This is a genomic window from Pedobacter indicus (assembly GCF_003449035.1).
Taxonomy (GTDB): domain Bacteria; phylum Bacteroidota; class Bacteroidia; order Sphingobacteriales; family Sphingobacteriaceae; genus Albibacterium; species Albibacterium indicum.
Map to the genome: position 1 here is coordinate 766,073 of NZ_QRGB01000001.1, position 14,018 is coordinate 780,090.

12 protein-coding genes are annotated in these 14,018 nt (G+C 40.4%); 9 read left to right on the plus strand and 3 right to left on the minus strand.

The features are described from left to right. Window positions 1-54: 54 nt before the first annotated feature. The gene (gene msrA, locus D3P12_RS03560; protein ID WP_245977376.1) at window positions 55-786 is read left to right on the plus strand and encodes a peptide-methionine (S)-S-oxide reductase MsrA; all 732 of its coding nucleotides are present in this window, start codon (window positions 55-57) and stop codon (window positions 784-786) included. A 1-nt stretch (window position 787) separates the two neighbouring features. Here msrA and D3P12_RS03565 read toward each other — a convergent pair whose 3' ends face one another. Then, complete coding sequence (locus tag D3P12_RS03565; protein ID WP_118193706.1) at window positions 788-1,726, minus strand: hydrogen peroxide-inducible genes activator; 939 nt, start codon at window positions 1,724-1,726, stop codon at window positions 788-790. Window positions 1,727-1,818: 92 nt separating this feature from the next. Here D3P12_RS03565 and D3P12_RS03570 point away from each other — a divergent pair, with 92 nt between their 5' ends. Continuing rightward, on the plus strand, window positions 1,819-2,835 hold the full coding sequence (locus tag D3P12_RS03570) for a YncE family protein (RefSeq protein ID WP_118193707.1): 1,017 nt from the start codon (window positions 1,819-1,821) through the stop codon (window positions 2,833-2,835). On the opposite strand, the gene D3P12_RS03575 is transcribed toward D3P12_RS03570, so the two are convergent. Continuing rightward, window positions 2,813-3,679 (minus strand): transglutaminase-like domain-containing protein, encoded by an 867-nt coding sequence (locus D3P12_RS03575; RefSeq protein WP_118193708.1) that lies wholly within the window; start codon window positions 3,677-3,679, stop codon window positions 2,813-2,815. The two genes, D3P12_RS03570 and D3P12_RS03575, sit on opposite strands and share 23 nt — an antisense overlap. 98 nt (window positions 3,680-3,777) lie before the next feature. Between D3P12_RS03575 and D3P12_RS03580 the strand changes: the two genes are divergently transcribed. Beyond that, window positions 3,778-4,566, plus strand: coding sequence for an O-methyltransferase (locus tag D3P12_RS03580; RefSeq protein WP_118193709.1), 789 nt, complete (start codon window positions 3,778-3,780; stop codon window positions 4,564-4,566). A 3-nt stretch (window positions 4,567-4,569) separates the two neighbouring features. Here D3P12_RS03580 and D3P12_RS03585 read toward each other — a convergent pair whose 3' ends face one another. After that, window positions 4,570-5,721: a BamA/TamA family outer membrane protein gene (locus tag D3P12_RS03585; RefSeq protein WP_118193710.1), complete on the minus strand. Its 1,152-nt coding sequence runs from the start codon at window positions 5,719-5,721 to the stop codon at window positions 4,570-4,572. Window positions 5,722-5,810: 89 nt separating this feature from the next. On the opposite strand from D3P12_RS03585, the gene D3P12_RS03590 reads away from it, so the two are divergent. The 6 genes from D3P12_RS03590 (at window position 5,811) to D3P12_RS03615 (ending at window position 14,013) form a co-directional block, all read left to right on the plus strand. Further along, a complete protein-coding gene (locus tag D3P12_RS03590; protein WP_118193711.1) occupies window positions 5,811-6,785 on the plus strand; it encodes a deoxyhypusine synthase family protein in 975 nt (324 codons plus the stop codon). 248 nt (window positions 6,786-7,033) lie between these two features. Next, window positions 7,034-8,323, plus strand: a complete 1,290-nt coding sequence (locus D3P12_RS03595; RefSeq protein WP_118193712.1) for a c-type cytochrome — start codon at window positions 7,034-7,036, stop codon at window positions 8,321-8,323. Window positions 8,324-8,367: 44 nt separating this feature from the next. Then, on the plus strand, window positions 8,368-11,379 hold the full coding sequence (locus D3P12_RS03600; RefSeq protein ID WP_118193713.1) for a TAT-variant-translocated molybdopterin oxidoreductase: 3,012 nt from the start codon (window positions 8,368-8,370) through the stop codon (window positions 11,377-11,379). Between the two features lie 31 nt (window positions 11,380-11,410). After that, entirely contained in the window at window positions 11,411-12,889 is a 1,479-nt protein-coding gene (gene nrfD / locus D3P12_RS03605) for an NrfD/PsrC family molybdoenzyme membrane anchor subunit (protein ID WP_118193714.1), read from the plus strand. A 4-nt stretch (window positions 12,890-12,893) separates the two neighbouring features. Further along, window positions 12,894-13,430: a DUF3341 domain-containing protein gene (locus D3P12_RS03610; RefSeq protein ID WP_118193715.1), complete on the plus strand. Its 537-nt coding sequence runs from the start codon at window positions 12,894-12,896 to the stop codon at window positions 13,428-13,430. Beyond that, on the plus strand, window positions 13,423-14,013 hold the full coding sequence (locus tag D3P12_RS03615) for a c-type cytochrome (RefSeq protein ID WP_317124651.1): 591 nt from the start codon (window positions 13,423-13,425) through the stop codon (window positions 14,011-14,013). Before D3P12_RS03610 ends, D3P12_RS03615 begins: the two co-directional genes overlap by 8 nt. The last annotated feature ends 5 nt before the right edge of the window (window positions 14,014-14,018 follow it).

A 14,018-nucleotide genomic window follows, 5' to 3' on the forward strand; every position in this document is an offset into this window, starting at 1 on the left:
AGCGATGCGGGTATGGACCGGCATCGCTATTTTATTTTAAATAGAAATGAAAGAATGGGAAAGTTAAAGAATATACGGTTTGTTGCTATGCTAGCAGCATTTGTGATGATTTTTACTTCTTGCAGCTCGTCGAACGGCAGCGAACGGACAATGGAAAGCAATCAGAGTTCAGGTGTTCAGGGTGAAGAGCAAGAGGTAATCGAACCAAATCCTTTAGCGGAGTTACTTGAGAAAGGAGATGGTGGTATTGACACAGCCACATTTGCAGCCGGATGTTTTTGGTGTATAGAGGCACAGTTCCTTGAACTAGCCGGTGTGAATGAGGTGAACCCAGGTTATACAGGTGGGCGCACAAAGAACCCTACCTATAAGGAAGTAGTAACTGGAAAAACGGGGCATGCTGAAGCGATCAATTTGATTTATGACTCAGATAAGATTTCTTTCGATGAGTTATTAGAAGCATTTTTTGTTGCACATGATCCCACTCAATTGAATCGACAAGGAAATGACGTAGGAACACAATATCGTTCCGCTATTTTTTATCATAATCTGGAGCAAAAAAAGTTAAGTGAATATTACATAGCAGAGTTAACGGAGGAGGAGGTGTATGCGAAACCGATTGTTACTGAAGTGAGTCCACTCAACGTATTTTACGAGGCAGAAGATTATCATAAAAATTATTATGCTTTAAATCCATCGAATCCTTATTGTCAACGTGTTATCCAGCCGAAGCTGGAAAAATTCAAGGAAGTTTTCTCGCATAAATTAAAAACGAAGACTAAATAATCTAGTCAATACTCATTAATTCTTTTCGCTTACTACTTTTAAACTTTTCGGGAACGGCCTCCAAGATCTCCTTTGTTAGAAATGAGATCGCTTTCTTTTTTAGAAAATTCTGCGTAGTGACCAGAGATATCTCGCGTACAGGTTCGGGAGATATGAAATATCGCACATGTTCGAGTTCATCTTCATTAAAATCCAAGATACTCAATTCTGGTAGAATGGTTACTCCGGAGTTCATGTCGACCATCCGTTTAAGGGTTTCTACGCTTCCGGTATTATATTCAAGCGTTTGTTCGGGATTCAGCGCACGTTTTTTCTGGCAGATATTCAGAACTTGATTTCGCATACAATGACCTTCGTTTAGAAGCCATAATTTTTCATTGAGCAGTTCGGTCGCGCTGACGGTCTTGGACTTGTTCAGGGAGCTGTTTTCCGAAATATATGCAACGAAGCTTTCGTAAAACAGCGGTGTTTCAATTAGTTCGCCATCATTTAAAGGGGTTGATAAAATACCACAATCTAGCAATCCGAGTTTAAGCTCACTGATCACTTTGGTTGTCGTGGATTCCCAAATTTGCAATTTCATCTTTGGATATTTCTCCATGAAAGACCCTAGGATCTTGGGTAATAAATAGGGTGCGAGTGTCGGAATGACTCCAATCTTTATTTCTCCTCCTAGTTCATCTTGCGTTTCAGAAATGAGTTCTTTGATTTTATCTCGTTCTTTGAGGACGCTACGTGCTTGATTGATGATTACTGCGCCGATATCTGTTGCTACGATAGGTTGTTTACTACGATCAAATATCCGAACACCCAAGGATTTCTCGAGTTTTTGTATCTGCATACTGAGAGTAGGTTGCGTAACAAAACTCTTCTCTGCGGCGAGCACGAAACTTTTGTAAGTATCTACGGCAATTATATATTCTAATTGAATCAGTGTCATTTTATGTTTTCTTAACCAATAAATATAAGAAAATGACTTGGATTCAGTTCGCGTTTTTTTGCTACTTTTGTTTTAATCAGTTTTCGATACGAATGAGAGGATATAGACTGTTTTTTTTATTTATTGCCCTATCGCTTGGATTTTTTGTTTCTTGTGAACGTAATGATGACGAGCCAATATTGCCGCAAACTCCTATTTCTCGTTTATATGTTTCTTTTTCTGATGTTCCGTCAAGCGATTTAGAGGAGCCTATTCGTAATATTGAGGTTTTTGATCCTGCACATGAATCTCCGATACCGACGTCGTTTAAGTACAATTCTGAAGTTCAGGAAGGTGCTGGGATCTTTTTTGACCCGTTTTCTGGACGAATCTTTCAAGGTAGTCTACGTAATCAGACAATCAAAACATTCTCCGTGAATGCACAGGGTTCAATTGGTACGGGCGTGAGTTTTCGTGACTCAACGTTACTTTCTCAACGCGATTTAGCCTATGACTATAGCTCAAAATATTTATATGTATCTGATAATCTGTCTGGTAGTATTTATGGGTATGCGCAGGCATTAACCAATAATGGAGATGTGCCTCCTAATAAAATATTTGAGTTGGGAAGTGCACCTTGGGGAGTTTATTTTCAAGGTGACACGTTGACAGGGGATAGCTTATTTGTCGCAATGGCGGGACAGCTAAAGGAAGTATGGTTATTGGACAAACCACATAGACTTGATTCAGGCGCCGTTACAGCATCGAAAAAAATAGCTATAGCAGATGCGGGAGATTTGAGGGGAATTGCATTCTCAAGCAAGTTAAACCTGTTGGTTTTAACCGATTTCTCGAATGACCGGATATATGTAATTGAAAATGCGCGAGAAGCGTTTAATTCTCAAGGATTGATATCTGCTACTCGCGTGATTGAGGGAGCAGCGACTCTTCTTGATGGGCCTATTGACGTAGCCATTGACGATCGAGAAGAGAGGAATTTGCTCTATGTAATCAGTCGAAATAGTAAGCGATTATTGCGTTATCCGTTATCTGCTGAAGGGAATGCCTCGCCTGAAGCCGAGCATACTTTTAATTTAACTCCTGTTTCTATTTATTTAGATGCCCGCTAACGATGTCCCGCATTTTCTGAACTTCGATTGCCTTTGGGCTGGAATTTTCAGTATAATATGCGAGTAGGTTAGTCAGTACCCTTTCGATTATTTGAAGATTACTACAAGGCTGGTAATATTCCGGTTTTCTTGGTAATTTAAGCTGTTGTAAAAAAGAGAGGACATCATGTTTCCCCAAAACCTGCCCGCGGTTGAAAGCATTGATGTAAAACAAGATCTCGTTTTCATCGTAGTTGGTTTGGTAATTATCCGTATAAGCTAAAATAAAGTGTTTTGGGAGATTGACACCGTAGATCGGCATGTCCAGCTTTTGGGCAACAATACTATAGATGCAGGATAACAAAACAGGATTACCTTTTCTGGTATCAAGTACCTGACCAATATACGAGTTTTGGGGGTCGTTGTAATTTCTGATGTTTCCTGAGAAGCCTTCAGTGTTGTAGAAGACATTGTTGAAAAGGCGGACTTTTTCGACTGGCGTCATGCTATAGTGCATCTGGAGCCACACCTCTCTTTTAATCGCTTCAACTTGATTGATGATTTTCTGTTCGTCACAATCTGGGTATTGATATTTATGGATAATAATAAGTCCTTCGAGCAGATCGAAAGAACCGCTTAAAGCCCATAGGTCGAGCGATTGGAGGTTTTGGCGAAACTGTATTATATGTACAATATCCTCGATTCTTTGTTGCTGGAGGGCGTCGAAAGATTGCTCCCAAGCTTCTTCTAGAGGTTCGATCGCTAATTCTCCCAACGAAAGAAGTTTCGTTTGGACATGATCAAAGATTATGTGATCAGGATCGTCTAGGAGCTTGATTAGGGAGTCGATTTCTTCTTTTCTCATATTCTACTATAACCTGATTCTTTGACAGGTGCAAATGTATTATGAGCGAATTTACGAATAATACTTGACGCTTGGAGCGGAACACGTATCTTTGCTACATGGCGAACTTCCGCTTTTTTAAAGACTTTATATTGCATTGCATTCAGTCAAAAACCAGACATGGAACGCATTCTCCTTTCGTTTACCGATTGGTCGATGAAGTAATCTACGATTTCAGTAAAAAAGCGTATGTCGCAGATATTGAGCAATTACGTGATGACTTGGTCGATGACCAAAGAACGCTAACAATTACCGACCTAGGTGCCGGTTCGATGTTGAATAAGAACAGAAAAAAGAAGGTTGGGACGCTTGCTGCTAATGCTTTAAAACCGCCAAGGGTAGCGAAACTTATTGCTCGTTTAGCTCATGATCTTCAACCTGAAACGATTATAGAGTTAGGCACATGTCTAGGTGTGACAACACTGTATTTATCAAAAGCAAATCCTGCCGCTTCGATTATTACGGTTGAAGGGTGTCCAGAAACGGCTAATATAGCCCGAGAAAATTTTGATAAACTGGCTGTTGATAACGTTGATATAAAAGTAGGCAACTTCGATGTTCTCCTTCCTCAGGTTTTAGAGGATTTGACTAAAGTCGACTTCTTATTTATTGACGGTAATCATCGGAAAGAAGCTACACTTGATTACTTTTATCAATGCCTGCCAAAAGTGCACAACGGAACCATGCTCATCTTCGATGATATTTATTGGAGTGATGGGATGAAAGAAGCCTGGGCAGAAATCAAGAATCATCCATCAGTCACCGTAACAATTGATCTTTTCTATATAGGGCTTGTTTTCTTTAAAAAGGATCAAGCTAAAGAAAATTTTAAGATACGTTTCTTCTAGGAGCTAAAATGCTTGACCCAAGGCAAGATAAAAGCCACCCTGTCTTTTTTCCCCTGGTCTCTTTTCTCCAATAGCGTAGTCCAAACGAATGCTTGATCCGTGTTGGAGATCAAAAAAGTATCGAACACCCCCGCCTCCTGAAATTTTCAGGCTGGATAGGTCGATCTGGCTATCATAGACTGAACCTATACCGAAGAAAGCAGCCATACCAATGCGCGGATGTATTCTGTATCGTAACTCTGCTTGCGATGCGATGTAGTTATTAGCACGATAGCGACCTTGATAATATCCTCGCATCATCGAGTCGTTTCCTAATTGTCGAGTCATATAGAATGGAACCTTATTCGCCATTACGGATTCAAAATATCCTTGGACTCCTAATACAAAGTTTTTTTTCAGGTCGAAAAACGCTCGCAAGTCTGCTGATAGAATACCTCCGTGAAAGTTATCTTCACGCCAAAAATCAGGAGCATACGCATATTTCAACCGTCCATATAGCCCTTGTGTCGTTTCAGTATTAGAGTTTCTGGTGTCGTAGGATTGTGAAATGCCCAGTGCAAGGTATTTACCGCCCCCAGCGCCGTATATTAGATTTGGATCGAAAAGGCTTTCGTCGCCGTAATCACTAAAGTCAAAATTTTCGAAGATGGCGTTTAAGCCCGCATAATAGTTCTTTAGAACTTTTTTCTCAGCTTCTAAATTGATTTGAATGAGGTTTTGAGTGAGGGTTGTCTTATCACTTTCATTTGTCTGATCTCCCAAACCATAGTAACTAAAAGGATATTTTTTATAACGCAGTGTGGTGATATAATGATAATCGTTGTTCCGGGTCCAGATATCGCTTTCTAGTTTTAAATTAACCTGTTTCTCTGTCGTCATCGATGCTAGAGCGATAAGACTTGATGTGTAAATCGTTGTGTCTGTCCGATTAACATAAAAGTTATACATGCCACTTAGACCATACTCTAAGCCTGTTTCTTGCGAATAACTCAATGTAGGAATAACTAAAAGTGTTGGTTTTCGAGAAGTATCTGCTGTTGAAGAGGTAAGTCTTTTGATGAGAGGGTGATCCCAAAGTTTCTTTTGAGCATACAGAGGTGTTGAGCTCAGAAATAAAAGGAGTACGAGCGATAAAAAGATGGAACCAGTTTTCATTGCCGACAAAGGTACGGAATGTACATTATAAGATTAGCGTATTTATCTTTAACTTTGGCTCCGTTACTTAAATCTTATTTTATTTTATTATGGAAAGAGGTCCAGTTTCCCAATTTATTGAAAAGAACTATCTGCATTTCAATTCTGCTGCATTGATGGATGCGGCAAAAGGTTACGAGGCGCACCTAGATGACGGTGGCAAAATGATGATTACGCTGGCTGGTGCCATGAGTACCGCAGAGTTAGGGATTTCCTTGGCAGAGATGATTCGACAAGATAAGGTGTCTATCATTACATGTACTGGAGCGAATCTAGAAGAAGATATTATGAATTTGGTGGCCCATTCACACTATAAGCGCGTGCCCAATTACCGTGATTTAAGTCCACAAGAAGAATGGGATCTATTGGAAAACCATTATAACCGTGTCACTGATACGTGTATTCCCGAAGAAGAGGCTTTTAGGAGGCTACAAAAACACATTTTTAAAATATGGAAAGATGCAGAAGATGCAGGAGAGCGTTATTTTCCACATGAATACATGTTCAAAATGTTGAATAGCGGTGTGCTGGAACAGTATTATGAAATTGATCCAAAAAACTCTTGGATGTTGGCCGCAGCGGAAAAGAACCTCCCCATTATTGTTCCCGGGTGGGAAGATTCGACAATGGGTAATATTTTTGCCTCTTATGTTATCAAAGGAGACCTGCAGGCATCGACTACAAAAAGCGGAATTGAATATATGGGATATCTAGCGGACTGGTACATTAAAAACTCTGATGGGAAAGGGATTGGCTTTTTTCAAATTGGTGGAGGAATAGCTGGCGATTTTCCGATTTGTGTTGTGCCGATGTTGTATCAGGATCTCGAAATGGATAATATCCCGTTTTGGAGTTATTTTTGTCAAATCTCAGATTCAACAACTTCCTATGGCTCATATTCCGGGGCAGTTCCGAACGAAAAAATCACGTGGGGCAAATTAGATATCGATACACCGAAGTTTATCGTTGAATCTGATGCTACGATTGTAGCGCCACTGATTTTTGCTTGGGTTCTGAAACAATAATATATAGCTATTTTTTTAAAAATACAAATCCGACTTTTTTTATAGAAGGATTATAAAATGGCCTTGCCATTCGTTAAACAATGCAAATGGGTTGTTTAGAATAATTATAAATTAGCAAATTTGGTCATGAAACTGTCACCGATACACTAATAAGTTATACTTTTGTCTTTTGAGTTTATTACCCTATTTCGCGTTAGGTGATCAACTTGTTCAATTTGTCAAACATTATATCGTATAAAACTCTCAAAATGAGAAACATCTCTTTAATTTTTAGACGTGTTGCAAAGTCCTTAATCTTAGTCGCGTTACTAAGTGTGGCAACTTTATCCGTGCAGGCGCAGGATATCAAGGCGGGTGAATCGCTTTTTAAAGCAAATTGTACGGCTTGTCATGGTATTGATAAGGCAGTTATCGGTCCAGCCCTAAAAGGTGTAACTGATAACTTTGAACATGACTGGCTTGTTTCGTGGATTAAGAACTCTCCAGCACTTATAGCTTCGGGTGATGCGCAGGCGGTAGAGGTATCAGAGCTGCATCCGTCAATGATGCCAGCCTTTCCAACGCTATCGGATGACGATGTTAATAACATTATTGCTTATATAGCTGATGCTTCGGTAGCAAAGCCGGAAGCAGAAGGCGGTTCTGGTGGTGCTGGCATGGCTGAAGGTGCTGGTCAAAGCGGTGATGTAAGCAACTTTATGTTAGGAGGGTTGATCCTTGTCTTGATTATCGCCTTCCTTGTTATCTTGGTGTTGAACCGAGTAATCCGTACTTTAGACAGAATTATCCTAAAGAATAAAGATAATATTGTTGAACAGGTAGAAGAAGAAGGAGAGACACAAGGCCAGGTCTTCGTTGCTAAATTGAAGCGTCTTTCGAAAAATAAAAAACTTGTATTCTTTGTGATTTTAGGTCTTGTAGCAATCTTAAGTACTGCTGGATGGAATGTGATGTGGAATACAGGTGTTCATGAAGGTTATCAGCCGGTTCAGCCAATTAAGTTTTCCCACCAGCTACATGCTGGAATTAATCAGATTGATTGTCAATACTGTCACTCTGGCGCAGCTACTTCTCAAAATGCATCGATTCCGTCTCCAAATGTATGTATGAACTGTCATAACTATGTGACTGCATCAGACAATTATGGAGGTGAGATTTCTCCGGAGATCCAAAAGATTTATAATGCGATTGATTGGGATCCTGAAACTCGTACTTATGGTGATAACCCGAAACCAATCGAGTGGATACGTGTTCATAATCTTCCGGATCTAGCTTACTTTAATCACTCACAGCACGTGACGGTGGCTGGTATTGAATGTCAAAAATGTCACGGTCCAATCGAAACAATGGAAGAGGTTTATCAATATTCGCCGTTAACCATGAAATGGTGTATCGAGTGTCACCAGGAAACAGAGGTTAATGCAAAAGGTAATGCATATTACGATCAACTAATAGCCGCACACGAAAAACTGAAAAGTGGCGAGAAGATAACCGCCGCGGTGTTAGGGGGCTTGGAATGTGGTAAATGTCATTATTAATCAAGTAAAAACAAACGTAGCAATACGATTATATAATAGCTTAAATGGATAGCAACAAAAAATACTGGAAAGGTTTAGAGGAATTACAGCAGACTCCTGCTTTTGTTGAGAATAAGAGTGCTGAGTTTTCTGAGAATATTCCTATTGAAAACGTGTTAAATGAAGCTGGTTTAAGTACAAAAACTCCACGTAGAGACTTTTTGAAGGCTTTAGGTTTTGGGGTGGGAGCCGTTACATTAGCTGCTTGTCAGCGGACACCGGTTCATAAGTCTGTACCTTACATTATTAAGCCTGAGGAAGTAACACCGGGGGTCCCAAATTACTATGCGTCGAGCTATAAAGGACAGAGTTTAATAGTTAAGACACGGGAGGGGCGTCCGATATTTATCGAAGCAAATCCCAAAGCAGTATTTGCTGGAAACGGTGTGAGTGCTTCTACTCAAGCTTCTATCCTCGACTTGTACGACATGTCTAAACTTAAGGGCCCTCGTGCGGGTTCAGAAGATATCTCATGGGAGGAAGTTGATAAACAAGTTGGGGCGGCACTAAATTCCGCATCAAGTGCAGGAAAACAGATTGCAATTATAACAAGTACATTAAACAGTCCTTCCGCCAGAGCGGCTATCGATGAGTTTATCGCAGCATATCCAACTGCGAAGCTTATTGAAGTTGACGCGGTATCTTACTCAGGTATTATAAAAGCCAATGAGCGTACATTTGGAAAAGCGGCTCTACCGCAGTATCGTTTCGATAATGCGGACGTAATTGTAAGTGTGGGCGCCGATTTCTTGAATACATGGATTGATGAGGTAGAGTTTACAAAACAGTACATGTCTAACCGGAATCATGCATCGTTGAAAAATGGCAAAATGTCTCGTCATATTCAATTTGAAAGTGGTTTAAGTGTGACAGGGACAAACGCTGATGTTCGGGTTACTATCAAGCCGTCAGAAGAGGGTGCGTTGTTAATATCTTTATATAATGAGTTGACAGGGTCTTCATTGTCGGGAGCTCTTCAGGGTAATGATAAAGCCGCTACGGCTATCAAGGTTGTTGCAAAAGAATTGAGCCAGGCGAATGGACGATCGCTTCTTGTCTCTGGTTCAAACGATATCAATGTACAATCCTTGGTGAACGCTATCAACATGCATCTTGGAAGTTATGGTACAACGATCGATCTCGACAATTCAGCAAATCATTTCCGGGGAGACGATGAGGCTTTCGCTCAATTCTTGAACGATGCTAGAGATGGAAATGTAGATGTTGCATTCTTCGTTAATAGCAATCCCCGATACGATTATTTTGACAGTAAATTGGTAGAAGATGCGCTTGGCAAAATCAAATTTACTCTGTCATTCGCAGATCGTGATGATGAAACAGCTTCCGAAGCTACAATCATTGCTCCAGGTCGTAATTATTTAGAATCTTGGGGAGATGCGGAACTTTATACGGGATATTTTACGATTGTCCAACCGACTATTAACCCAATTTTTGACTCGCGTCAATTTGAAGAAAGCTTTTTAATCTGGGCCGGTAATACGACTCCGTACCATGATTATGTGAAGGCATATTGGGAGGCTAATATTTTAGCTCCATCAGGTAAAACCTGGATTGACAGTCTACAAGAAGGGTTTATATTTAATGGGGCACTAGGAGTGTCTACAAAAGTATTTAACGGTTCTGTTTCGGATATAGCTGCTCAAATCACCAGTCAGAGTAAGGCGATAGCGAAAGACGTAGAGTTAGAGTTATATCAGAGTGCTTTGGGTGATGGAAAGCAGGCGAATAATGCGTACCTTCTTGAACTGCCAGATGCTGTATCTAAAGTGACCTGGGATAACTATGTGGCGATCGAGCCCCGCTATGCTGAGTCGTTAGGGCTTGGAGAAAAAGATTTGGTCGAAGTGACTGCAGAAAACGGTTATTCGGTAACTCTTCCTGTTTTGCTACAACCTGGTCAAGCACAGGGGACTGTTTCGATAGCTGTTGGTTTTGGCAGAACCAAAGCAGGTCGTGCAGGGAACGGAGTCGGGAAAAATGCATTTCCTTTTGTAAGGTTAGTGAATGGTACACTTCAATTGAACAATTCTGTTAAGATATCGAAGGCATCTGGTTCTTACGAGCTGGCACAAACGCAAACTCACCATACAATTGAAGGAAGAAATGTAATCCGCGAGACGACTTTTGCTAATTATAAAAATGACCCAACACATAACAGTGGAAACTCTGGTCACAAACATAAAACTTATGATTTGTGGAATAAATACGAACAGCCAGGGCACAGTTGGGTAATGGCTATTGACTTAAACGCTTGTACAGGTTGTGGTTCATGTGTGGTAGCTTGTAATATTGAGAATAATGTTCCCGTGGTAGGACGTGATGAAGTTCGCCGCCGTAGAGAAATGCACTGGATTCGAATCGACCGTTATTACTCATTCGACAATGGTAATAATGAAGGGGTAACAAGAGAAGGAGATATTGCTGAATTAGAAGATCTTGGGAATGTTTCGGTTGTACATCAACCAATGTTATGTCAGCATTGTGACCACGCTCCGTGTGAGACAGTGTGTCCGGTTCTTGCAACCGTTCACTCATCGGAAGGTCTTAATCATATGGCCTATAACAGATGTTTCGGTACAAGGTACTGTGCCAATAACTGTCCTTATAAGGTGCGTCGTTTCAACTGGTTTAACTATTGGAACGATTCGAGATTCGACAACTATTTAAACAATGAATTCACGCAGTTAGTATTAAATCCAGATGTGACTTCGAGATCGCGAGGGGTAATGGAAAAATGCTCAATGTGTATTCAACGTATCCAAGCTGGTAAATTACAGGCAAAAGCTGAAAAGCGTCCTATTAAGGATGGTGACATACAAGTAGCGTGTGCTGCAGCTTGTCCGTCAAATGCAATCATCTTTGGAGATAGAAACGATCCTGAATCTGCTGTTTCCAAAGCTTTGAGAAATGAACGCGTTTATTACGTGTTAGAAGAATTAAACGTTCAACCGGGTGTTGGTTACATGACGAAGGTGAGAAATACATTTGAAGCGTAATCAATATTAATATATCTGAAATAAAAAGAATATGTCATCGCACAACGAATCTATTATTAGAGAGCCCCTTGTAACCGGGGAAAACATTACCTACGCAAAGGTTACAGACGACATTCTCGTTTCTGTGGAAAATAAACCGAATAAAGCATGGTGGATTGGATTCATCGTTGCAGTATTGGGTGCATTGCTGTGGGTTGTGAGTGTAGGTTATACATTTTGGACAGGGATTGGCGCTTGGGGTTTGAATAAGACAGTTGGATGGGCTTGGGACATTACCACATTCGTTTGGTGGGTGGGTATTGGTCACGCAGGTACGTTGATTTCTGCTGTGCTTTTGCTGTTTCGCCAAAACTGGCGTAATTCAATTAACCGATCAGCAGAGGCTATGACGATTTTTGCCGTTATTTGTGCGGCAACCTATGTTGTAGCTCACATGGGACGGCCATGGTTAGCTTATTGGATTTTTCCGCTTCCGAATCAATTTGGTTCTCTGTGGGTAAACTTTAACTCTCCCCTTGTTTGGGATGCCTTTGCGATTTCAACCTATTTCACAGTGTCATTAGTGTTCTGGTATGTTGGGTTATTGCCAGATATTGCGACAATCCGTGACCGTGCTATTGGCTTAAGAAGAAGAGTCTATTCTGTATTATCGTTCGGTTGGAACGGTTCTGTAAAAACCTGGCAGCGATTTGAGATTGTATGTTTGATCCTTGCGGGTATTGCAACACCACTCGTACTTTCGGTACACACCATTGTATCGATGGACTTTGCTACTTCGGTGATTCCTGGTTGGCATACAACAATTTTCCCTCCTTATTTCGTTGCAGGAGCGATTTTTTCTGGATTTGCGATGGTTCAGACACTCCTGTTGGTTATGAGAAAGGTATTGAATCTGGAACATTACATTACCATGTTCCATATCGAATCAATGAATAAGATTATTTTAGTTACTGGTTCGATCGTTGGTATAGCATATTTGACCGAATTGTTCATAGCATGGTATTCTGGCTCTGAGTATGAATTGTACGCATTCCAAAACCGTATCGCTGGACCGTATTGGTGGGCCTATTGGTCAATGATGACTTGTAATGTTATATCACCTCAGTTATTCTGGTTCAAAAAGATCAGAACTAGTATTGCGTTATCTTGGATCTTGTCAATTGTAGTTAACATTGGTATGTGGTTCGAACGCTTTGTAATCATCGTTACTTCTCTTCATCGTGATTATATCCCATCTAGTTGGGTTATGTTCTATCCAACCTGGGCTGATGTGGGTATCTTCGTAGGGTCAATTGGTGTGTTCTTTACATTATTCCTGTTGTTCCTTAGAGTATTACCTCCTGTAGCTATAGCGGAAGTGAAATTATTATTGAAAACTCAGAGTCATGCAGTTAAGAAACAGATAATTTTAGATGGGCACGAAGAGCGCGAGTACGAAGAGTTTTATACAAACTCATTAGATAAATACGATTCAGTAACAGAGCGTGAAGTTAAAGAACTAGTAAAATAAAAGGATGAGCACTACAAAATATATATTAGGAAGTTTTGGGGATCCTGACGAAATGATGCATGGCATCGAGAAATTGCAGGAGAATAACATTAAAATATATGATGTTTATACACCGATGCCGATTCACGGGATTGAGGCTAAACTGGGTGTACCCCCATCAAGATTACCCATTGTAGCGTTTTTATGCGGGTTATTAGGATTTATATTGGGTTTTTCTTTACTCTACTATACAATGGTTTACGACTGGCCTATGAATATCGGAGGAAAACCTGCATTCGCTATACCGAATTTTGTGCCGGTTACATTTGAGGTTACTATACTTTGTACTGCCTTGGGTATGGTGGCGGTTTTTTTCTATAGAAACCATCTCTTTCCTGGTAGAGCACCTAGAGTAATGGATTTTAGAGCGACAGATGATCGATTTGTAATTGCTGTTGACGCAAAAGAAAATACTGACCACAATCAAATTGAAACTTTATTAAAAGAAGCTGGTGCAATAGATGTATTGCACAACGAGAGAAAATATGTTAGCTATGAATAAGATTAAGATAATAGGATCTGCATGTATTGCTGTAGCTTTAGCCGCCGTTGTTTCTGCTTGTGGGGATGGAACGACCAGAAGTACAGGCATGGAATTTTCTCGGAATATGTATGATCCGATTGGATATAATGCAGATCAAGTAAATGGTAATTTTGCCAATAAAATAACAGCTCAGACACCCCCGGAAGGTACAGTTCCCATCGGGTTTGAAAACTTTGGAATGCAATATGAAAACACTATTGAAGGTTACGAAGCTGCAGGAGCAAATTTTCATAATCCGTTGGAAAGGACAGAAGACAATTTAAAAGAAGGGGAAGTTTTATACTTACGCTTCTGTCAGCCATGTCATGGAGAGTCGGGTAATGGTGATGGTAGCATTGTTCAGTTGGAGAAGTTTCCGCCTCCGCCGTCATATAGTACTGGACCATCATCTCGCGGTGGAGCAATGAAAGATTTATCTGATGGTAAGATTTATCACACCATTTATTACGGATTAAACTTAATGGGATCTCATGCTAGCCAGATTTCTCCGGAAGACCGCTGGAAGATTGTTATGCATGTTCATGAATTACAAAATCGATAGTATAA